Consider the following 20,237-nt stretch of genomic DNA (forward strand, 5'->3'; position numbering starts at 1 on the left):
ACTCAGCCCTTTGGTTTGGGGGGTTGCGGCATCAGGAAATGCCCGGTTCCCTGCGCAAACAGTTTCGCGTGATTATCTTGCCAGGCTTCGACCCGGACCGAAGCATAGCGCCGCCCCGACCGGTTCACAAATGCGCGCGCATAGGCGTCGCGTGGCAGGCCCGAGCGCAGATAATCGACCGTGAAATCGATCGTTTTGGGAAAGCGGATGCTTTCGTCGGTCAGGATGTCCTGTGCTTCAATCTCGCCGCTTTCAATTCTGGGAAACATGGTTTCCCAACTCAGCGTGATCACGGCGGTCACTTCCAGAAAAGCCGCGGTGACACCGCCATGAATCGCGGGTAGAAAAGGATTGCCAATCAGCTTTTCGTCAAAGTTCAACACACCCGTCAGCTCGTCGCCGCGCCGATCAAAGGTGATGTCGAGAAAGCGGATATAGGGCACGCCTTCGACCAGCGCTTTAAGCGCCGCGTCACGGCGTTGCTTGACCACCTGCATGGGTTCTGGACGGGAGCGCGCCATCTTAACCACCCTCAACGGTAAAGGCACCGGACGCGGTTGCGACCGGTGTTTCCTGGTCATCATCCGTTGCGGTGGCCCGCACAAATGCCACGTTGCGCGTGATGTGATAGCAGGTGGCGCGGGTCCGTATGCTTTGCCCTGGTGTGGCGGCTCGCATGTAGTCGATACGCAGATCTATTGTTGCTGTTCCGCCAGGCGCTGAAGGATGGCTCATGACCGCCGCTCCGCAACAGGTATCCAGCATCGTCGACACCGCGCCCCCATGGATAACACCGGTGCGCGGATCACCGATCAGCTGCGCATTGTATGGCATCGTGATCTCAGCCTCTCCTTCGCCAATGCTGGTCAGGTTCAGCCCCAGCGCCTTGGCGTGCGGGATCGCCTCGATGAACTGACGGGCTAAAACTGTCTTGTCTACCATGGGCTTGCGTCCTGTTCTGGTCGTGCCCCTTTATGAGCCCGCACCACCAGAAAGAGCAACCCCGGCTGTTGCGCTGCCCACAGTGACCGCCTAACGTGCAGCCGAGGAGGAAAGGTATGTCGGAAAGCCGTTTGACACTGAACGAAATGTGCGACGCGTTTGACGTGACCAAACGTACATTGCGCTATTACGAATATATCGAACTCCTTCAGCCAGAACGTGAGGGGCGAACGCGCTACTACGGCCCGCGCGAACGCGCCCGTATGAAGCTGATCATGCGCGGTCGGACATTCGGCTTTTCGCTGGAAGAAATCCGTCAATGGCTGCTGATCTACGAGGATCAGGGCAACCAGGCGCAAATGGCGGCATTCATCGAAATGGCGGATCGTCAGATGCCCGAGTTGCAAAAGCAACGCGAACAGTTGGACGAAGCCATGACGGCCTTGCAGGAACTGCGCGACCAAACTGCAAAGCTGCTGAAATAGATCACACACCGTGACAGCCTGACCTGTGCATCTGCGCGCTCCAGGAAAGAAGGTCGTTGCAATTCTCCCTACACCTGAAATTTGGGCTGCCCTAAGGGCAAGAAAATTACAACGCGGCCCATTTACGCGAATGGAAGTTACGTCAACTTATTTGTGACGCAGCGTCCACATTACGTAAACGTCATCGGCATGTTGTAAAACACGCAACGACTGCGCAAGTCGGTTGGCATGACGCCAGTGATGAGAGTTTGAGACATGACCGAAGACCTGATGACGATCCGCGAGATGTGCGAGGCCTATGATGTCACGCCGCGCACCCTGCGGTTTTATGAGGCGAAAGAGCTTTTGTTTCCGATCCGCGAAGGCCAAAAGCGTTTGTTCACCAAACGCGACCGGGCGCGCCTGAAGCTGATTCTGCGCGGAAAACGGTTTGGCTTCAGCCTCGAAGAGATCCGTCAACTTTTGGATCTCTATCACGTGGGGGACCAGCAGCTCACCCAGATGTGCCGTACTTATGAGATCGCGACCGAGCGTCTGGCCGATATGGAATCGCGTCGGGACGAGCTGACACAGGCCATCGATGACCTGAAAGAACAGCTACGCTGGGGCGAAAAAGTCATTGCCTCGATGAAACAGGAAAAGAAGGCGGCTGAATAAGCCCGCCCTCTGGACAGACGAAACCAGGGAGGTTCACATGCCCATCTACACCGCGCCCACCAAAGATACCCAATTCATCCTGCATGACGTTCTGAACGTCTCGCAGTCGGACATCCCCGGCTATGATGAGCTGGAAGCCGATTTCACCGGCGCGGTGCTGGAAGAAGCCGGCAAAGTCGCCAGCAACGTCCTGCACCCGTTGAATGTGGTAGGTGACACCGAAGGGTGTCGGTTGGAAAACGGCGTCGTTTACACGCCCACTGGTTTCAAAGACGCATTTGAGCAAGTCAAGGAAGGCGGCTGGACCGGGCTGGACATGCCCGAGGAATATGGCGGGCAGAACATGCCCTATGTGATGGGCACAGCAGTGGGTGAGATGTTCTCGGCCGCAAACCAGGCCTTTACCATGTATCAGGGCCTGACGCATGGCGCGGCTTCGGCCATTCTGGCCCACGGCACGGACGAGCAAAAGAACACCTATCTGCCCAACATGGTCAGCTGCGAGTGGACCGGCACCATGAACCTGACCGAACCCCATTGCGGAACCGATCTGGGCCTGATGCGCACCAAGGCGGAACCGCAAGCAGATGGCAGCTATAAAATCTCGGGCCAAAAGATCTTCATCTCGGCCGGAGAGCATGACATGGCCGATAACATCATTCACTTGGTGCTGGCCAAGATCGTTGGCGGCCCCGAAGGGATCAAGGGCGTGTCGCTCTTTATCGTGCCCAAATTCCACGTGAACGAAGATGGCAGCCTGGGCGCGCGCAACGGTGTGGCCTGCGGCAATATCGAAGAGAAAATGGGCATCCATGGCAATTCGACCTGTGTGATGAACTATGACGAAGCGACCGGCTATCTTCTGGGCGAAGAACACAAAGGCATGCGCGCCATGTTCACCATGATGAACGAGGCCCGTCTGGGCGTTGGCATGCAGGGGCTGGCACAAGCTGAGGCCGCCTATCAGAACGCAGTGGAATACGCCAAGGACCGGTTGCAGGGCCGCGACGTAACCGGGGTGAAAAATCCCGATGGCCCAGCTGACCCGCTGATCGTACACCCCGATATCCGCCGCAACCTGATGGATCAGAAAAGCTTTACGGAAGGCGCACGCGCGTTCATCCTGTGGGGCGCCACAATGATCGACAAAGCACACCGGTCCGGTGACAAGGATGCGGATGGCCTGATCTCGCTGCTGACGCCGGTGATCAAGGGCTTTTTGACAGACGAAGGCTATGACATGACCGTACAGGCCCAGCAGGTCTATGGTGGCCATGGCTACATCGAAGAATGGGGTATGTCGCAATACACCCGCGATGCCCGGATCGCGATGATCTATGAGGGGGCCAACGGCGTTCAGGCTCTGGACCTTGTGGGCCGGAAACTGGCGCAGGATGGCGGCAAGCATGTCATGGCGTTCTTCGAGATGGTCAAGAGCTTTTGCAAAGAGAACGGCGGCAAAGACGAAGCATATGACAAAGCCTTTATCGAACCGCTGAAGGCCGCCTCCAAGGACCTGCAAGCCGCGGGCATGTATTTCATGCAGGAAGGCATGAAAAATCCGAACAATGCGCTGTCTGGATCTTACGACTTTATGCACATGTTCGGCCATGTGTGCCTGGGTTTGATGTGGGCGCAGATGGCGAAGGCCGCGCAAGTTGCTCTGGACAGCGGTGCATCGGATACTGCGTTCTACGAGACCAAGATCACCACCGGCCGTTTCTATATGGCGCGCCGCCTGCCCGCCACCGCAATTCACCTCGCCCGCATTCAGACCGGGGCAGACACCGTGATGTCATTGGACGCAGCGCAATTCTGATCGCAGTCTGGGCCTGGACGGATTTGCCCAGGCCCACCCGTATAAAGGAGATCTGATGCCCAAACGCTTTCGCCTGACCCGCCGCTTTCCGGTCGCCATGACCGAAGACGGCTACCGCAAGCTTCGCGGCTTTGCCCGCGAGGCAGGTTTGGACGAAGGCGAGGCTCTGTCGTTTCTGTTCGAGAACTTCAACAGTGTCATAAATGAGGAAAACCTGACCCACCGCCTGCGCATCTTCAACTCGGAACTGGAAGCGCGCAAAAGATGATGCAGGGCTCAATATTTAACACTTCACCTACGGCAAAGTCTGAATCCGCCTCCGGCGGCCGTATTTGGAACGAGAAGAAGGCACAGTCTCGTCCACCCCGCCATCCGGGTCGCATCCATAGCTGGCAGAACGCAACCGGGACGGCGGGGCTTCTCCTCGTGCGGTCATCGGCTCGGCAGCCTGTACCTCACACAGAACAAAACCACATTAACCTTAATGAATCCTTACGACGTGTGAAAAACCCCTTGGCTTCTTCTCGTTACAAATACGGAAAATCCGACCTATCCAAACGCGCCACGGGAGGGGCGTTGAAATGACAATCAAACTTCACTGTTTCGGAGAAAGCGGCAATTCCTACAAAGCGGCCCTTGCGCTTGAGATGTCGGGGCTAGAATGGGAACCTGTTTTTGTCGACTTTTTCAACGGCGAGACGCGTACACCGGAATATCGCAGCGAAGTCAACGCGTTGGGTGAGGCGCCAGTTTTGGTTGATGAGGAGTTCAGCCTCTCTCAGTCTGGTGCGATCCAGGCTTATGTTAGCGAAAAGTCCGGCAAGTTCGGCGGAAAAGACCGGCAAGAGCGGTATGACGTGCTGCGCTGGGTCCTGTGGGACAATCACAAGCTCAGCTCGATGGCGGGGTTGACCCGGTTCCTGATCAATTTCTTGCCCGAACAACATCGCAACCCAGATGTCATCGCCTTTAACCAAGGGCGTCTGAAAGCGGCTTACGACACGCTCAACACCCATCTGGATGGGCGCGACTGGATTGTCGGCGATGGCATCACAAATGCCGATCTCAGCTGTTGCGGCTATCTTTATTACCCCGAGCCATTTGGCTTTGACCGCACCGATTGGCCCCATATCGATGCCTGGCTGACGCGCCTGTCTGCTCAGCCCGGCTGGAAACACCCCTATGACCTGATGCCCGGCAACCCGTCGGATCGCGCTTAAGGAGAAGACCTATGACCGAAGCTTATATCTATGACGCCCTGCGTACCCCGCGCGGAAAGGGCCGCAAAGATGGCAGCCTGCACGAGGTGACCTCGGTGCGTCTGTCCGCCCTGACGCTGAACGCGATGAAAGAGCGCAACAATCTTGAAGGTCATGCCGTTGAAGACGTGATCTGGGGCAATGTCACGCAGGTGATGGAGCAAGGCGGCTGTCTGGCGCGATCCGCCGTGTTGGCCTCTGATCTGGACCAATCGATCCCCGGTCTGGCGATCAACCGCTTTTGCGCCAGCGGAATGGAAGCCGTGAACCTGGCTGCAAACCAGGTCAAAGGTGGCGCGGGCGACGCTTACATCGCCGGTGGTGTCGAGATGATGGGTCGCGTCAAAATGGGCAGCGATGGTGCCGCAATCGCCGTTGATCCCTCTTTGGCGATGGAGACCTATTTTGTCCCGCAGGGCATTTCGGCCGATATCATCGCCACCGAATACGGCTTCAGCCGCGATGACGCTGATGCCCTGGCGGTCGAGTCACAAAGACGCGCGGCAGCCGCTTGGGAAGACAATCGCTTTGAAAAGTCGGTCATTTCCGTCACCGACCAGAACGGCCTGACCATTCTGGACCGCGATGAATATATGCGCCCCGGCACCGATATGCAGACACTTGGCGCTCTGAACCCGTCTTTTCAGATGATGGGTGAGCAGATGCCCGGTTTCGACAAGGTGGCCATGCTGAAATATCCGCATCTTGAGCGGATCAACCATATCCACCACGCGGGCAATAGCTCGGGCATTGTTGACGGTGCTGCGGCGGTTCTGATCGGCAATAAGGAATTTGGTGAAAAATACGGCCTCAAGCCACGTGCGCGCATCAAGGCAACCGCCAAGATCGGCACTGATCCCACCATCATGCTGACCGGCCCGGTTCCAGTGACCGAGAAGATTCTGGCCGATAATGGCATGAAGATCAGCGATCTGGATCTGTTTGAAGTGAATGAAGCCTTCGCCTCGGTCGTGTTGCGGTTCCAGCAGGCATTTGACGTCGATCCGGCATTGGTGAACGTCAATGGTGGTTCGATTGCGATGGGGCATCCGCTGGGTGCAACTGGCGCGATGATCATCGGCACACTGCTGGATGAGTTGGAACGTCAGGACAAGGAAACCGGCCTGGCCACGCTCTGCATCGCGTCCGGCATGGGCGCCGCAACCATTATCGAGCGTGTCTGATGCCCAAACTGGATCTTTCGAAAATCCCGTTCCAAAGCCGCACATCCTATCCCGGGAAACTGGCCGATGCAGTCTCGGGCCGCTCTGGCCAGGCGCTGGGGGATGCAGGCGGGCTGACTCAATTCGGGGTCAACATCGTGCGGCTTGAACCGGGCGGTTTGTCCTCGCTACGCCACTACCACATGGAGCAGGATGAGTTCGCCATCATTCTCAGCGGCAGGTGCGTTTTGATCGACGATAACGGCGAGCATGAGATGTTGCCCGGCGATTGCGCGACCTGGCCTGCCGGTGAGGCCAATGGCCATCACCTTGTGAACAAAACCGACGCGCCTGCGAGTTTTCTGGTGGTAGGCACTCGGACCCCGACAGAAACCGCCTTTTACAGCGACCTGGACATGATGGTGAAGGATGATGAGAACGGTTTCTCTTTCACACGTAAAGATGGCAGCCCGCTGACACCTGACCAGATTGGAGATGACAATGACTGATTTCACTCTGACCAAAGACGCGGACGGCGTCGCCACGATCACCTGGGACGTGCTCGGGAAAAGCATGAATGTCATGTCCTTTGACGGGCTCGCGCAGCTGAGCGACTGCATCGACCACGCACTGGCAGATGATGATGTCAAAGGCATCATCATCACCTCGGGCAAGGACGGTTCTTTTGCAGGCGGCATGGATCTGAACCTGCTGGCCGTGATGAAGGAACAGGCAGGTGACAACCCGGCCAAGGGCCTGTTTGAAGGCACGATGAAAATGCACGCCCTGCTGCGCAGGATCGAGTTGGCAGGTATGGACCCCAAATCCAAGAAGGGTGGCAAGCCGATTGCGACGGTGCTGCCCGGCACCGCAGCTGGGATCGGGATGGAACTGCCCTTGTCCACGCACCGGATTTTTGCGGCGGACAATCCCAAGGCGAAATTCGGCCTGCCCGAGATCATGGTCGGTATCTTCCCTGGCGCGGGTGGCACAACCCGGATGGTCCGCAAGGTTGGCGCGATCGCGGCGGCTCCTCTGTTGCTGGAAGGCAAGATGCTGGACGTCAAGAAGGCCAAGGGCGCAGGCTATGTCGACGAAATCGCCGAAGATCCGATGGCCGCAGCCAAGGAATGGGTGCTGAACGCCAAGGATGCGGATCTTGTCAAACCATGGGACGCCAAGGGCTATAAGATGCCAGGCGGTGCGCCCTATCATCCGGCGGGTTTCATGAATTTCGTCGGAGCCTCGGCGATGGTCAACGGCAAGACCCAAGGCGCTTTCCCGGCAGCCAAAGCGCTGTTGAGTGCCGTCTATGAGGGCGCGCTGGTTGATTTCGACACCGCGCTGAAGATCGAGGCGCGGTGGTTCACATCCGTCCTGATGAACCCGTCTTCGGGCGCAATGATCCGGTCGCTGTTCCTGAATAAGGAAGCGCTGGAAAAAGGCGCGGTAAGGCCCAAGGACGTACCTGATCAGCGCGTGAAGAAGATCGGGGTTCTGGGTGCGGGCATGATGGGTGCAGGTATCGCTTTGGTCTCGGCCCAAGCGGGTATGGAGGTTGTGCTGATCGACCGCGATCAGGAAGCCGCTGACAAAGGCAAGGCTTATACCGAGACCTATCTGGACAAAGGGATCAAGCGCGGCAAAGTCACGGCAGAAAAGAAAGAGGCAATGCTGGGCCGTATCACCGCGACCCCTGATTTGGATCACCTCAAAGGCTGTGATCTGATCATTGAGGCCGTATTCGAAGACCCTGGCGTCAAGGCCGAGATGACCCAGAAGGTCGAGGCAATCATTCCCGAGGATTGCATCTTTGCGTCAAACACCTCGACCCTGCCGATCACTGATCTGGCCAAGGCCAGCGTACGGCCCGAACAGTTCATCGGCATCCACTTCTTCTCTCCGGTTGAAAAGATGTTCCTGGTCGAGATCATCAAAGGCAAAGACACCGGTGATCGTGCGGTTGCCAAGGCGCTGGACTATGTGCGCCAGATCCGCAAGACGCCGATCGTGGTGAATGATGCGCGGTTCTTCTATGCCAACCGTTGCATCATCCCCTATATCAACGAAGGTCTGCGGATGATCACAGAAGGCGTGAGCCCGGTGCTGATCGACAACGCCGCGCGTCAACTGGGCTTCCCCGTGGGACCGATCCAGTTGAACGACGAGACCTCGATTGATCTGGGCGCAAAGATTGCCCGCGCCACAAAGGCCGCGATGGGCGATGCTTATCCAGACAGCCCGGCAGATGATCTGATCTTCTGGATGGAGGCCGAGGGCCGTTTGGGCCGCAAGGCAAACGCGGGCTTCTTCGACTATGACGAAAAGGGCAAACGCACCGAGTACTGGAAAGGTCTGCAAGACAAGTATCCGCACACCGAAGATCAGCCTGATCTGATCGAAGTTCAGGAACGCCTGATGTTCGCTCAGGTACTGGAAGCGGTCCGCGCATTGGAAGAAGGCGTGTTGGAAGACATCCGCGAAGGCGATGTGGGTGCCATTCTGGGCTGGGGCTTTGCACCATGGTCGGGTGGCCCGCTCAGCTGGCTGGACATCATCGGCACGCCTTATGCCGCTGAACGCTGCGACCAGCTGGCAAAGGCCTATGGTGATCGCTTCGCCTGCCCGCCTCTGCTGCGCGAAATGGCGCAGAAAGGTCAAAGCTTCTATGGCCGCTTCGCCCCCGACGCGAAAGCTGCCTGACAAAAAAAGCTGGCGCATACCCCTCATGCGCCAGCTTTCCCACCGTTCAGCGTATCTTCCTTATGGGTGATGAGCGATCATCATCCATTCGGAGCGCAGGAACAGTGTAGGCAATCCCGGTCTACCGGGTCTTCCCGGTCGCCGACGGGACTTCGCCGGACGCACAGGAAAAATCGGTTCGTTGGGAATGGGTGCGGGCAATGCGCCTAGCGGATTGGACAACACGGTTAGACTTCCGCGTGCTGCCACGTAGCGCAGCAGATCCGCAGCGCCGTGTTCATCTGTGACGTGGTACGACGTGGACGCGTTCATCGACCGTTGCCCAAATCGACTGGCGGCGCAGTAGGCTTGCAGCCCGCCTTCGATAAAGATGACCTGATCTTCGTCGAAAAACAGCGTGCAGACATCGAAGGTTGCCGCTGGAACGCCTGCGCGCAAGGGACCGATATCCTTTAACAATCGCGCGGCCACAACGGTTGAACCAGCCGTCGTCGGATCGATCTTGCTGTGGTCCAGCGCCATACCCTGTTCCGGCATGAGCCAGACCGGCCGCCCGTTATACGCAGCACGCGACGGCACCAGTATGGGCAGGTTGTCAGGGTTTTGCTCATGCTCAGGGATCGCAACGGTATCAGTGGAAATGCGTCGCACTTCCTTGAAACCATTATCCAACGTCCGAACCCTGTCCCCCGGAACAAGACGCTCTACCGGTTTCCAACCGCTTGTCGTGGCCACCTTGGTTCCATGCACAAAACCCCCTCTGCGCGCAGAAACCAAGGCACCCGACGACGTTGGGGCAACATGCCCCTGTTTGTTCGAATACTCTACTACACTCATTACCCTACACCTGTGCCAACCCCCACTCGGCACCCTTAAACAAACACAGTTTATAGGTAGCACTAATTTTTAGCAGGGGTCAGATTTGGGACACATTTGCGCCTTAATCAGGGTTAATCGGGCCTATTTGCACGCTAAATCCGAAACAAAAAGGCTGATCCTGGCGAATTGCGATTTTGATCGGAAACGAAAGTTCGCCTTTGCGATCAAAACAATACCCGAATCTCCTGGCGATTTTCGCACAGGCCGGGGGTAGGCGCCGCCGGAAAAGCGGGATCGATCGCACCCTTGCCCCAAAACTCAGGTGGTGCCGGTATTGGCAATCACTCAGATGTTTGATTTGTGCGTTTTCAGCGGCAGTTCCGGTCGCAACAGGTTTGCGCCTTTTGATTACACCATGTTATGAATTTAGAATAATAATCCGAGCAGCATGTCCAAATGACAGCCCTAAAACAGTACCAGCGGATCGAGGCCACCGGTCTGTGGCGCCCGTCGCCCGACGCTCAGCGGCGCGAGGTGGTCATTTCAATTGGCGAAGCTACGCTTACTGTTTCGGATTTCAACGATAGTGCGCTGACCCATTGGTCGCTTGCGGCACTTGAACGCCAAAACCCAGGCGAGTTTCCCGCCATCTTCAACCCCGATGGCGATCCTGGCGAAACGCTCGAGCTTGCAGAAACCGAAACCACCATGCTGGATGCCATTGATCGGTTGCAGCGCGCGATCGAGCGGACACGGCCCCACCCCGGACGGTTGCGCTGGATCAGTGTGGTCGGGGTTGTGCTGGCTGTCGTGGGTGTTTTGCTTTTGTGGTTGCCCGGTGCATTGCAGCGCCATGTTGTGCAAGTCCTGCCCGAGATCAAGCGTGAAGAGATCGGAACCGCAATCCTGAACCGGATCGAGCGGGTGTCAGGTCAGGCTTGCGGCTCGGCGGATGTGCAGACCTCGTTGGACACTCTGGCCCGGCGGACCGGCGTGCGACAGATCGTGGTCCTTCCTGCGGGTGTGCCTGACAGCCAGAGCCTGCCCGGAGGCACCGTATTGTTGAACCGTGCGCTGGTCGAAGACCACGAAGACCCGGCGGTTGCCGCAGGTTATGTGATCGCCGCCCGCGCACGGGCCGAGTTGAAAGACCCGCTGGACGATCTGCTGGACCGCACCGGCACAACCGCGGCGTTCCGGTTGCTGACCACCGGAGAGCTGACGCCCGAGATCATTGACGACTATACCGAACAATTGCTAACCGAGCCCAAGCCCCGTCTTGACGATGACGATCTGCTTGACGTCTTTGCACGATCCGCCCTGCCCTCGACCCCTTATGCCTATGCCAAGGATATCACGGGCGAGACGGTTCTGGGATTGATTGAAGCCGACCCGATGGCAGGTCGCGCTCAGGAACAGGTGCTGCCGGACCGCGATTGGGTCCAGCTTCAGAATATCTGCGGCGGTTGAGCGCGCTTACTTGGTGCCGAACATCCGGTCACCAGCGTCGCCAAGCCCCGGCATGATATAGCCTTTCGAGTTCAGCTCGCGATCCAGCGACGCCGTGACGATCTTCACGTCAGGATGCGCCTCTTTCATACGCTCCACACCTTCCGGAGCGGCCAGCAGGCACAGGAACCGGATATCCGTGGCACCGGCCTCTTTCAGCAGATCAATCGCGGCAGCCGAGCTGTTGCCAGTGGCCAACATAGGATCCACCGCGATCACCAACCGGTCTTTCAGCCCTTCGGGGGCCTTGAAATAGTACTGGACCGGCTTGAGTGTTTCCTCATCGCGGTAAAGCCCGACAAAGCCGACCCGCGCCGAGGGGACCAGTTCCAGCACACCGTCCAACATGCCGTTGCCCGCGCGCAGGATCGAGACCAGCGCCAGCTTTTTCCCCGCCAGAATAGGCGCGTCCATCTCTTCCATCGGGGTTTCGATATGGCGCGTGGTGATCGGCATCTCGCGCGTGACCTCATAGGCCAGCAACAATGTGATCTCGCGCAGCAACTGCCGGAACACGGCGGTCGAGGTGCCCTTGTCCCGCATGAGCGTCAGTTTGTGCTGCACCAGCGGGTGATCTACGACGGTCAGGTGTTCGCTCATGGTGTCTCCAGTCTTGTCTTGACCCGCGCGCGGGTCTCTTCATCGCAAAAGGCCGCGTTCAATGCGGTATCATTGAGGGCCGCGAAATCCTCGGCACCCCAGCCAAAGGCCTGGGCCAGCATCTCATATTCACGCCGCATTGTGGTATGGAAAAAGGGAGGATCATCGGTCGAAACCGTGACCTTGACGCCCGCCTCGCGCAACCGCGCGATGGGATGGGCGGCAAATTCAGGATAAAGCCCCAGAACGACGTTTGAGCCCGGGCAGACCTCAAGCGTCACATCCCGATCCACGATCTCGCGGATCAGATCGGGGTCTTCGATGGCACGTACACCGTGCCCCACCCGCTCAACACCCAGATCGCGGATCGCATCGCGCACGCTTTCGGGCCCGCCGAACTCTCCGGCATGGGTGGTCAGGCGCAGCCCTGCCTCGCGGGCACAATCAAAGGCCCATTTGAAATCCCCCTGCGCGCCGACGCTTTCGTTTCCGCCCATGCCAAAGCCGGTGATCCAGTCGCCTGCGGTCTCAGCCGCGCAACGGGCGCTGGCCTTGGCTTTCTCGGGCCCGAAATGACGCACACAGGTAATGACACCGCGCAGGGTGATGTCGAATTTGCGTTCTGCCTCAACCGCCGCGTCCTGAATGGCGGCCAGATAGTCGCACCAGGCCTGCAGATCGCCACCGCCGCAAAAATCGGGGCTGAGGAAGGTTTCAGAGTAAACCACCCCATTGGCGGCGCTTTCCTCCAGAATAGCCAGCGTCAAGCGACGGAAATCTTCGGGCGATTTCAAAACCTCACAGGCGGCCTCGTAAACGCTGAGAAAATGGGCGAAATCCCGAAAGTCATAGCGGCCATCGGGTTTGAATAACCCGCTGAGGTCGATGCGCTTTTCATGTGCCAATTGGCGGATAAAGGCGGGCGGGGCCGCGCCTTCGTGATGCAGATGAAGTTCGATTTTGGGAAGGTCTGCGACGCTCATAGAAAACTCCGCCCGGGCCCTTGCACCGGGATATTCAGATGATGGGCGATACTGGCGGCGACATCGGCAAAATTGACCTGACCGATTTGGCCTTTGCCCTTCCCGGCCACCAGCACAGGCACTTGTTCGCGCGTGTGGTCAGTGCCCACCCAACTGGGATCATTGCCATGATCGGCCGAAAGCACCATAAGATCACCGGGCTTCAACCGTGCTAACAACGCGCCGATCCCCGCGTCAAACCACTCCAGCGCACGCGCATAGCCGCTGATGTCGCGCCGGTGGCCATAGAGGCTGTCAAACTCGACAAAATTTGCAAAACTCAGACTGCCCTCTTCGGCGCTGTCCACAAGGTCCGACAGGTGGTTCATCAAATCCGCATCCGAGCCTTTGCGCAGCGTGTCGATGCCTTGCATCGAAAAGATGTCGCCGATCTTGCCCACCGCATGAACCCTGCGACCTGCGTCTTGTACCCAGTTGGTAAGCACCGGCGCGGGCGGTAGAATCGCGATATCCTTGCGGTTGGTTGTGCGCGTGAACCCGTCCTCGGGCGTACCGACAAAGGGTCGCGCTATGACACGACCCACTTTCATCTCATGCAAACGCGGGGCGAGCGTGCGGCACATCTCAAGCAACCGGTCGAGGCCAAAGCTCTCTTCATGTGCGGCGATCTGGAAGACGCTGTCGGCTGAAGTATAGCAAATCGGCCAGCCCGTTTGCATATGCTCGGCCCCCAGTTCGGCAATGATGGCCGTGCCCGACGCATGGCAGTTTCCCAGGATCCCATCGGTGCCCGCTGCCGCGGCCGCCGCGCGGGTCAGATCCTTGGGAAAGCTGGGTGTTGTATTCGGAAAATAGTGCCAGTCCCATGGCACCGGCAGGCCCGCCAGTTCCCAATGGCCTGAGGGGGTGTCTTTGCCCGGCGAATGCTCACGCGCGCAGCCCCACAGCCCTGTTGGCTGGGCCGTCAGCCCTGGGGTCGGATCACCGGACGCAAGCCGGGTCGCCGCGCCCAATCCCAGCGCATCCAAATGCGGCAGGTGCAAGGGCCCTGACCGCCCCTCTTCGGCCCGTCCCTCAGCACAAGCCTGTGCGATATGAGCCAGGGTATTGGCGCCACTATCGGGGATCGTGCCATTAAAGAACCGATCCGCGTCAGGCGCGCCACCGATTCCGACCGAGTCCATGACCACCAGAAAGGCCCGGCTCATGCGGTGAGCCTTTCGTGGACCAGAGGTGGCACCTCTACCGGCGCGTCGCTGAGGGTGATTGCGTTCAACACCGCCTGAGACGCAGCCTGTGCCGCATCCTCGCGGGCTGCGTGGATAACAGCCAGCGGAGCGCCTTTGGTCACCCGGTCGCCCAGGCGCAGCAGCCCTGACAGACCGACCGCCGGATCAATCTCATCGCTTTCCACCTGTCGCCCACCACCCAACGCGACTACCGCAAGCCCCAACGCCTCACCATCTTTGGCCGTGATGTAACCTGCTCGGGGGGCCTTCACCTCCTGGATCACATTCGCCTCGGGCAGGAACCGCGCCCAATTGTCTACAAAATGCACAGGGCCACCAACGGCTGCCATCATCCGGCCAAAGCGCTCGGCAGCGCGCCCGTCGCGGATCACCTCGGTCAGTTTGTCTCGTCCAGCCCGAGCGCTGTCGCACATCCCGGCATCGGCTAGCAGAACGCCGCCCAACTCAGCCGATATCTCGGCCAGAGGTGAAGGCTGACCGCTGGTGAGAACCTTCATCACCTCTGCCACTTCAAGCGCATTGCCCAGCGCCGGGATCAGAGGTTGGTTCATATCGCTGATGATCGCAGAGGTCTTGCAACCCGCCGCATTGGCGGTTTCGGTCAGCGCTATTGCCAGCTTGCGTGCATCATCAAGGGTTTTCATGAAGGCGCCACTGCCAACTTTCACATCCAGCACCAGGGCATCCGGGCTGGCAGCCAGCTTTTTCGACAGGATCGAGGCGGTGATCAGATCCAGGCTTTCCACAGTCGCTGTCACGTCACGGATAGCATAGAGGCGCTTGTCCGCCGGGGCGATTTGACCTGTGGCACCAACGATCGCAGCGCCGGTTTCGGTCAGCACCTGCCTCAGCCGCGTCTGGCCGATCAGCGTGGCGACGCCCGGGATCGCCTCAAGCTTATCGAGCGTCCCCCCAGTATGCCCAAGCCCCCGGCCCGAGATCATGGGGACATAGGCTCCCATCTCGGCCAGAGCTGGCGCAAGCACAAGGCTTACACTGTCGCCAACGCCACCGGTCGAGTGTTTGTCGATGACCGGACCGTCAAAATCCCACTGCAACACCTCGCCGCTGTCGCGCATGGCGATGGTCAGATCCGCGCGGCCCTGCGGGCCCAGCCCACCCATGCACACCGCCATGGCAAAAGCTCCGGCCTGCGCGTCGCTGACACTGCCATCCGCCAGGCCTTGGGCAAACCATTTCAGTTCATCGCCTGTGGGCACCTCTTCCCGCCGCAGCCTTGCAATGATCGAACGGGCATCCATCGGATCAGACGTCCTCCATATGCGAGGCATCAAAGGCCCCCGGCAGCAATTGACCAATTGTGGTTTCCATCTCAACCCCAGTGGCGGTGGCCAGCGTGACCTTGACGTCACGCGCACCAAATTCCGCCAGTTTCTGACGGCACCCACCGCAGGGCGGCACGGGTTCAGGGCTTGAGGCCACCACATAGACTTCGGTCAAGGTCTGCTCACCCGCAGCAACCATGGCCGCGATGGCCCCGGCCTCGGCGCAGGTGCCTTCGGGATAGGCCACGTTTTCTACGTTGCATCCGGCATAGATCGCACCCGTGTCTGACCGCACCGCCGCGCCCACCCTGAAGTTCGAATAAGGGGCATAGGCGTTCTCCCGCACGGCCAAGGCAGCGTCTTTCAGCGACATAGCGATTCCTTAAATTTTGATCATCTGGTCAGAATGACCCACCCTACTGGAAAGCGCGCGGGGAATTGAAGCCCCGTTTGCGGCTTTTTTGGTCCAAACTCAGCCCCCGTCCAACACCGTATTGAAAGTACCCGGCAAAGTAACCTCAAGCAGTTCAAGATCCTCTGTGGCATCCGTAAGACGGGTGCGCAAGGCCGGTGGGATGACAAAGGCATCCCCTTGTTCCAGCCGGAACGGCTCCCATCCCTCACCTTCCAATGTGACCTGACCGCTCATCACAAAGGAAAAGTGGATATCGGTGTCATGGGTCGCCCATTGCGGCTGCCCCTGCCCTTTGCGTACTACCTGAACCCCGGCCACGCCTTTGGTGTTCTCCGCAATCGTGGTGTCGCGGCAGATGTAACCCGGCAGACGAAACGGACCCCACTCGGCACCTTCGGCCTGATTGAACACAAATTTCTGCCCCTGCCATTCCCGGTCGGGCCGCAGATGCGGCGTTGGCAAGGTCATGTCGTGATCAATCTCGGTGACATGTTCGGCAGGAACCCCTATTTCGATCACTTGCACATTGTCCGAGGCTTCCAGCACGCGGTGCCGGATCTCGGGCGGTTGGATAAAGCAATCCCCTGCGGTCAGACGCATCTTGTCGCCCTGATCCTCATAGACCACGTCGACCCAGCCATGGATGCAAAAGATGAGCTGAAAGCCCACCTTGAGGAAATGCACCATATCCGGCACCGGGCCACCGTCCGGGATGCGGATATGGCTGGCAATGATCGAGCCGCCCAACCGGTCGGGCACGAGATCGCGGTAATGCATCCCTGCTCGTCCGATAATCCAGGGCGCCTGATCTTTCAGCCTGCGCACCACAAAAGAATGTACCGTTTCGGGCATGACCATGGGCGGGTTCAACTCATCGATCTCGATCCGTGTGCCGTTGGGGGCCACCAGAACGCGCTGACCATCAGCAAAGCCTTGAGGATCATCGGTCAGGATGCGCAGCGTGCCGGGGCTTTCGGGCGCATCCTTTTCGATCCGAATGCGCAACCCGTGGCCCGAAAAGACCGCGACCTGAGGATCGTCCGCCGGATAGATCATATCCATGCGCAGACCCAGAGCCTTGGTATAGAATGGAATGTCGTCCCGCAGTTCTTGCGTGGGCAAACGAATTTCAGCGCGTGTTTCGGCCTGTTGGGAGGGGCGTGTCATTCAAAGTCTCTTCGGTTTGACGTTTCGGCCATCCGATCAGAACCGAAGCCAAAAGGCCAATCGAAAAGAACATCTCAAGCGTTTCTTCCAGAACAAACAGACGGGTCATCGCTGTTACAGACAGAGACGCGCCATATGCGCCACTGATTTCTTCCAGAACCTGCGCGATCACGGCCATCAGCCCTGCCAATACAAACACGATCAGAAAAGGCGCCCTTGCTTTGATCGCTTTCCAAGCGGTCGGAACACCGTGCAAAATCAGACCATAGAGCACAACGAGCAGCAAGACGACGCGCACGACGGTCAGGTCAAGCGCCCAGTCCAATCCGCTCAAAATCGCAAACGGCATGCTGTCGGGCGCGTAGACATCGGCTTCTAGCTCGCGCTCGGCCAATAAGAAACAGACCAAACCCAGATAGAGACGCTTGAGGCCCGGATACCGCACCAACGCGACGATACCGGCTGTAAACAACGCAGCAGCCGAAATCGTTTCGAGCAATCCGCCTTCCTGGCTGAGCGGAACGATGCGCATCGGCCAAAGAACTTCGATGGCCAACAAAGCAACAGCAACAATCAGCGCAACCCAATACCACAAGTGGTTTTTTGGACTTTCGACGGCATCGGGCCAAGCGACTGTCTTGTCCGGGTTTTCTTCTTGCTGACTCATCTTTTGTAGACTTGCTGCTCGATTTTCATGGTCGAAGATCGCGAGAATGTAAAAGTTTTGTGAAAATATTCAATGCAAGATTCCAAACCGACGGGCCGCTATTCATGCGGAACGTAACGTCATGGCCAAAGCCGAAAAAAAGGATTACCCCTAAACCAGTTTTGGAGAGGGAGCTGAATCGCCTATGTCGGACACGTCAAACCTGCGGCAGGCCGCACTTGATTATCACGCTCATCCAAAACCCGGTAAGCTTGAAATTCGCGCCACGAAACCAATGGCCAATGGGCGCGACCTTGCGCGCGCTTATTCTCCGGGTGTGGCCGAAGCCAGCCTTGAGATTAAAGCCGACGCCTCGAACGCCGAGCTTTACACCGCGCGCGGCAACCTTGTGGCCGTGGTTTCGAACGGCACGGCGGTTCTGGGTCTGGGCAATATCGGTGCGCTGGCCTCAAAGCCAGTGATGGAAGGCAAGGCCGTCCTGTTCAAGAAATTCGCAGGCATTGACTGTTTTGACATAGAAGTCGATCAGCCCGACCCGGAAAAACTGGCCGATATCGTCTGCGCGCTGGAGCCGACTTTCGGCGCCGTCAACCTTGAAGACATCAAGGCACCAGATTGTTTTATCGTGGAAAAACTCTGCCGCGAACGGATGAACATCCCTGTGTTTCACGACGATCAGCACGGCACCGCCATCGTAGTGGGGGCTGCGGCCAAAAACGCGCTGCATGTGGCAGGCAAGGCGTTTGAGGATATCAAGGTTGTCTCGACCGGTGGTGGCGCGGCGGGGATCGCCTGCTTGAACATGCTGGTCAAGCTGGGGGTAAAGCGCGAGAATATCTGGCTCTGTGACATCCACGGTCTGGTCTATGAAGGCCGCGCTGAGGACATGAACCCGCACAAGGACCAGTTCGCGCAGACATCCGACCTGCGCACGCTGGACGATGTGATTGGCGAGGCCGATCTGTTTTTGGGGCTGAGCGGGCCAAATGTGCTGAAGCCCGAGATGGTGCAGAAAATGGCGGCGCGACCGATCATTTTTGCACTAGCCAACCCGACGCCAGAGATCCTGCCGGAAGACGCCCGCGCAGTCGCACCCGACGCGATCATCGCCACCGGGCGCAGCGATTTTCCCAATCAGGTCAACAACGTGCTGTGCTTTCCGTTCATCTTTCGCGGGGCATTGGATGTGGGCGCGACCGAGATCAATGACGCGATGGAGATCGCCTGCGTTGATGGCATCGCCGAAATGGCACGCGCAACAACCAGCGCCGAAGCCGCTGCTGCCTATAAGGGTGAGCAGCTGACCTTTGGCCCCGACTATCTGATTCCCAAGCCCTTTGATCCGCGCCTTGTTGGCGTTGTGTCATCCTCGGTGGCCAAAGCCGCGATGGAAAGCGGAGTGGCCAAGCGCCCGATTGACGACCTTGAGGCTTACAAAGAAAAGCTGAACCAGACGGTATTCAAGTCCGCCCTACTGATGCGCCCTGTGTTTGAGGCTGCCGCCAATGCCTCGCGCCGGATTGTCTTTGCCGAGGGCGAGGACGAACGCGTTCTGCGCGCCGCTCAGGCGATTTTGGAAGAAACGACCGAAACGCCCATTCTGATCGGCCGCCCTGATGTAATCGACGCGCGGTGTGAACGGTTGGGCCTGACGGTCAGGCCCGGTCAGGACTTTCAGATCGTTAACCCGGAAAATGACCCGCGTTATTATGATTACTGGAACTCCTACCACCAGATCATGCAGCGCCGGGGTGTCACTCCGGATTTGGCCAAGGCCATCATGCGTACGAATACAACCGCCATCGGCGCCATCATGGTGCATCGCGGCGAGGCTGACAGCCTGATCTGCGGCACCTTTGGCGAATACCGCTGGCATCTGGACTATGTTGAACAGGTTCTGGACGAAGGTGATCTGCGGCCCCACGGCGCGCTGTCGTTGATGATCCTCGAAGATGGCCCTCTCTTCATCGCGGACACGCACGTGCGGCAGTTGCCCTCGCCCGAGGAACTGGCCGAGACCACAATCGGCGCAGCCCGCCACGTGCGACGGTTCGGGCTGGAACCCAAGATCGCTTTTTGCTCGCAATCGCAATTCGGCAATCAGGCCGAAGGCTCGGGCAAGCGGTTGCGGGCCGCGCTTAAGATCCTGGATTCGGAACCAAGGGACTTCACGTACGAGGGCGAAATGAACCTGGATGTGGCCCTTGACCCGGAACTGCGTGCACGGATTTTCCCAAATTCGCGTCTTGAAGGGCCCGCAAATGTGTTGATCTTCGCCCATGCGGACGCCGCCAGTGGTGTGCGCAATATCCTGAAGATGAAGGCCAACGGGCTTGAGGTTGGACCGATCCTGATGGGCATGGGGAACAAGGCCCATATCGTAACACCTTCGATCACCGCACGCGGATTGTTGAACATGGCGGCCATCGCGGGAACGCCAGTGGACCACTACGGGTAGGCATTTATCCAAGTCTGATTCTGATAGCGCAAACCGTTTGCAGATCGAAATTTGC

At 58.5% G+C, this 20,237-nt stretch carries 20 protein-coding genes; 10 read left to right on the plus strand and 10 right to left on the minus strand.

Annotation, left to right across the window (positions count from 1 at the left end; translation table 11 throughout):
• Window positions 1-2: 2 nt before the first annotated feature.
• Entirely contained in the window at window positions 3-521 is a 519-nt protein-coding gene (locus GOX45_RS16665; protein WP_171102296.1) for a PaaI family thioesterase, read from the minus strand.
• Between the two features lies 1 nt (window position 522).
• Window positions 523-942: a PaaI family thioesterase gene (locus GOX45_RS16670; protein ID WP_171102297.1), complete on the minus strand. Its 420-nt coding sequence runs from the start codon at window positions 940-942 to the stop codon at window positions 523-525.
• A 116-nt stretch (window positions 943-1,058) separates the two neighbouring features.
• On the opposite strand from GOX45_RS16670, the gene GOX45_RS16675 reads away from it, so the two are divergent.
• From GOX45_RS16675 to GOX45_RS16710, 8 genes are all read left to right on the plus strand, one after another.
• Window positions 1,059-1,427, plus strand: coding sequence for a MerR family DNA-binding transcriptional regulator (locus GOX45_RS16675; RefSeq protein ID WP_171102298.1), 369 nt, complete (start codon window positions 1,059-1,061; stop codon window positions 1,425-1,427).
• Window positions 1,428-1,682: 255 nt separating this feature from the next.
• Window positions 1,683-2,084, plus strand: coding sequence for a MerR family DNA-binding transcriptional regulator (locus tag GOX45_RS16680; protein ID WP_171102299.1), 402 nt, complete (start codon window positions 1,683-1,685; stop codon window positions 2,082-2,084).
• A 37-nt stretch (window positions 2,085-2,121) separates the two neighbouring features.
• A complete protein-coding gene (locus GOX45_RS16685; RefSeq protein ID WP_171102300.1) occupies window positions 2,122-3,903 on the plus strand; it encodes an acyl-CoA dehydrogenase C-terminal domain-containing protein in 1,782 nt (593 codons plus the stop codon).
• 55 nt (window positions 3,904-3,958) lie between these two features.
• Complete coding sequence (locus tag GOX45_RS16690) at window positions 3,959-4,171, plus strand: hypothetical protein (RefSeq protein ID WP_170495439.1); 213 nt, start codon at window positions 3,959-3,961, stop codon at window positions 4,169-4,171.
• A gap of 313 nt (window positions 4,172-4,484) precedes the next feature.
• On the plus strand, window positions 4,485-5,123 hold the full coding sequence (locus tag GOX45_RS16695; protein WP_171102301.1) for a glutathione S-transferase family protein: 639 nt from the start codon (window positions 4,485-4,487) through the stop codon (window positions 5,121-5,123).
• 11 nt (window positions 5,124-5,134) lie between these two features.
• A complete protein-coding gene (locus GOX45_RS16700) occupies window positions 5,135-6,346 on the plus strand; it encodes an acetyl-CoA C-acetyltransferase (protein ID WP_171102302.1) in 1,212 nt (403 codons plus the stop codon).
• Window positions 6,346-6,834, plus strand: coding sequence for a cupin domain-containing protein (locus GOX45_RS16705; RefSeq protein WP_171102303.1), 489 nt, complete (start codon window positions 6,346-6,348; stop codon window positions 6,832-6,834). Before GOX45_RS16700 ends, GOX45_RS16705 begins: the two co-directional genes overlap by 1 nt.
• On the plus strand, window positions 6,827-9,028 hold the full coding sequence (locus GOX45_RS16710; RefSeq protein WP_171102304.1) for a 3-hydroxyacyl-CoA dehydrogenase NAD-binding domain-containing protein: 2,202 nt from the start codon (window positions 6,827-6,829) through the stop codon (window positions 9,026-9,028). The genes GOX45_RS16705 and GOX45_RS16710 overlap by 8 nt, the downstream gene beginning before the upstream one ends.
• A gap of 60 nt (window positions 9,029-9,088) precedes the next feature.
• On the opposite strand, the gene GOX45_RS16715 is transcribed toward GOX45_RS16710, so the two are convergent.
• Window positions 9,089-9,865, minus strand: a complete 777-nt coding sequence (locus tag GOX45_RS16715; RefSeq protein ID WP_171102305.1) for a Hint domain-containing protein — start codon at window positions 9,863-9,865, stop codon at window positions 9,089-9,091.
• Between the two features lie 438 nt (window positions 9,866-10,303).
• On the opposite strand from GOX45_RS16715, the gene GOX45_RS16720 reads away from it, so the two are divergent.
• Entirely contained in the window at window positions 10,304-11,317 is a 1,014-nt protein-coding gene (locus GOX45_RS16720; RefSeq protein ID WP_171102306.1) for a hypothetical protein, read from the plus strand.
• Between the two features lie 6 nt (window positions 11,318-11,323).
• Here the strand turns inward: GOX45_RS16720 and upp are convergent, their stop codons facing one another.
• The 7 genes from upp to GOX45_RS16755 all read right to left on the minus strand — a co-directional run bounded on the left by upp (window position 11,324) and on the right by GOX45_RS16755 (window position 17,724).
• Window positions 11,324-11,956 (minus strand): uracil phosphoribosyltransferase, encoded by a 633-nt coding sequence (upp, locus tag GOX45_RS16725; RefSeq protein ID WP_171102307.1) that lies wholly within the window; start codon window positions 11,954-11,956, stop codon window positions 11,324-11,326.
• Window positions 11,953-12,939 (minus strand): adenosine deaminase, encoded by a 987-nt coding sequence (locus GOX45_RS16730; RefSeq protein ID WP_171102308.1) that lies wholly within the window; start codon window positions 12,937-12,939, stop codon window positions 11,953-11,955. Before GOX45_RS16730 ends, upp begins: the two co-directional genes overlap by 4 nt.
• Window positions 12,936-14,147 carry a phosphopentomutase gene (locus GOX45_RS16735; RefSeq protein ID WP_171102309.1) on the minus strand — a complete coding sequence of 404 codons (1,212 nt, stop codon included), beginning with the start codon at window positions 14,145-14,147 and terminating at the stop codon, window positions 12,936-12,938. The genes GOX45_RS16730 and GOX45_RS16735 overlap by 4 nt, the downstream gene beginning before the upstream one ends.
• Window positions 14,144-15,451, minus strand: a complete 1,308-nt coding sequence (locus GOX45_RS16740) for a thymidine phosphorylase (RefSeq protein ID WP_171102407.1) — start codon at window positions 15,449-15,451, stop codon at window positions 14,144-14,146. The genes GOX45_RS16735 and GOX45_RS16740 overlap by 4 nt, the downstream gene beginning before the upstream one ends.
• 4 nt (window positions 15,452-15,455) lie before the next feature.
• On the minus strand, window positions 15,456-15,848 hold the full coding sequence (locus GOX45_RS16745; RefSeq protein ID WP_171102310.1) for a cytidine deaminase: 393 nt from the start codon (window positions 15,846-15,848) through the stop codon (window positions 15,456-15,458).
• Between the two features lie 99 nt (window positions 15,849-15,947).
• The gene (locus tag GOX45_RS16750) at window positions 15,948-17,057 is read right to left on the minus strand and encodes a cupin domain-containing protein (RefSeq protein ID WP_171102311.1); all 1,110 of its coding nucleotides are present in this window, start codon (window positions 17,055-17,057) and stop codon (window positions 15,948-15,950) included.
• A complete protein-coding gene (locus GOX45_RS16755; protein WP_171102312.1) occupies window positions 17,020-17,724 on the minus strand; it encodes a hypothetical protein in 705 nt (234 codons plus the stop codon). Before GOX45_RS16755 ends, GOX45_RS16750 begins: the two co-directional genes overlap by 38 nt.
• Before the next feature lie 184 nt (window positions 17,725-17,908).
• Between GOX45_RS16755 and GOX45_RS16760 the strand changes: the two genes are divergently transcribed.
• Entirely contained in the window at window positions 17,909-20,182 is a 2,274-nt protein-coding gene (locus GOX45_RS16760; RefSeq protein WP_171102313.1) for an NADP-dependent malic enzyme, read from the plus strand.
• Window positions 20,183-20,237: the final 55 nt, after the last annotated feature.

Origin of the sequence: Ruegeria sp. HKCCD7255 (assembly GCF_013031565.1) — a bacterium.
Taxonomy (GTDB): Bacteria; Pseudomonadota; Alphaproteobacteria; order Rhodobacterales; family Rhodobacteraceae; genus Ruegeria.

What these genes read in the sequence shown, in the direction of transcription:
- GOX45_RS16715 (WP_171102305.1), bottom strand. Translation starts at nt 9,865, where the DNA reads ATGAGTGTAGTAGAGTATTCGAACAAACAGGGGCATGTTGCCCCAACG.
- GOX45_RS16710 (WP_171102304.1), top strand. Translation starts at nt 6,827, where the DNA reads ATGACTGATTTCACTCTGACCAAAGACGCGGACGGCGTCGCCACGATC.
- upp (WP_171102307.1), bottom strand. Translation starts at nt 11,956, where the DNA reads ATGAGCGAACACCTGACCGTCGTAGATCACCCGCTGGTGCAGCACAAA.
- GOX45_RS16695 (WP_171102301.1), top strand. Translation starts at nt 4,485, where the DNA reads ATGACAATCAAACTTCACTGTTTCGGAGAAAGCGGCAATTCCTACAAA.
- GOX45_RS16665 (WP_171102296.1), bottom strand. Translation starts at nt 521, where the DNA reads ATGGCGCGCTCCCGTCCAGAACCCATGCAGGTGGTCAAGCAACGCCGT.
- GOX45_RS16670 (WP_171102297.1), bottom strand. Translation starts at nt 942, where the DNA reads ATGGTAGACAAGACAGTTTTAGCCCGTCAGTTCATCGAGGCGATCCCG.
- GOX45_RS16680 (WP_171102299.1), top strand. Translation starts at nt 1,683, where the DNA reads ATGACCGAAGACCTGATGACGATCCGCGAGATGTGCGAGGCCTATGAT.
- GOX45_RS16720 (WP_171102306.1), top strand. Translation starts at nt 10,304, where the DNA reads ATGACAGCCCTAAAACAGTACCAGCGGATCGAGGCCACCGGTCTGTGG.
- GOX45_RS16685 (WP_171102300.1), top strand. Translation starts at nt 2,122, where the DNA reads ATGCCCATCTACACCGCGCCCACCAAAGATACCCAATTCATCCTGCAT.
- GOX45_RS16755 (WP_171102312.1), bottom strand. Translation starts at nt 17,724, where the DNA reads ATGAGTCAGCAAGAAGAAAACCCGGACAAGACAGTCGCTTGGCCCGAT.
- GOX45_RS16700 (WP_171102302.1), top strand. Translation starts at nt 5,135, where the DNA reads ATGACCGAAGCTTATATCTATGACGCCCTGCGTACCCCGCGCGGAAAG.
- GOX45_RS16750 (WP_171102311.1), bottom strand. Translation starts at nt 17,057, where the DNA reads ATGACACGCCCCTCCCAACAGGCCGAAACACGCGCTGAAATTCGTTTG.
- GOX45_RS16745 (WP_171102310.1), bottom strand. Translation starts at nt 15,848, where the DNA reads ATGTCGCTGAAAGACGCTGCCTTGGCCGTGCGGGAGAACGCCTATGCC.
- GOX45_RS16735 (WP_171102309.1), bottom strand. Translation starts at nt 14,147, where the DNA reads ATGAGCCGGGCCTTTCTGGTGGTCATGGACTCGGTCGGAATCGGTGGC.
- GOX45_RS16690 (WP_170495439.1), top strand. Translation starts at nt 3,959, where the DNA reads ATGCCCAAACGCTTTCGCCTGACCCGCCGCTTTCCGGTCGCCATGACC.
- GOX45_RS16705 (WP_171102303.1), top strand. Translation starts at nt 6,346, where the DNA reads ATGCCCAAACTGGATCTTTCGAAAATCCCGTTCCAAAGCCGCACATCC.
- GOX45_RS16675 (WP_171102298.1), top strand. Translation starts at nt 1,059, where the DNA reads ATGTCGGAAAGCCGTTTGACACTGAACGAAATGTGCGACGCGTTTGAC.
- GOX45_RS16740 (WP_171102407.1), bottom strand. Translation starts at nt 15,451, where the DNA reads ATGGATGCCCGTTCGATCATTGCAAGGCTGCGGCGGGAAGAGGTGCCC.
- GOX45_RS16730 (WP_171102308.1), bottom strand. Translation starts at nt 12,939, where the DNA reads ATGAGCGTCGCAGACCTTCCCAAAATCGAACTTCATCTGCATCACGAA.
- GOX45_RS16760 (WP_171102313.1), top strand. Translation starts at nt 17,909, where the DNA reads ATGTCGGACACGTCAAACCTGCGGCAGGCCGCACTTGATTATCACGCT.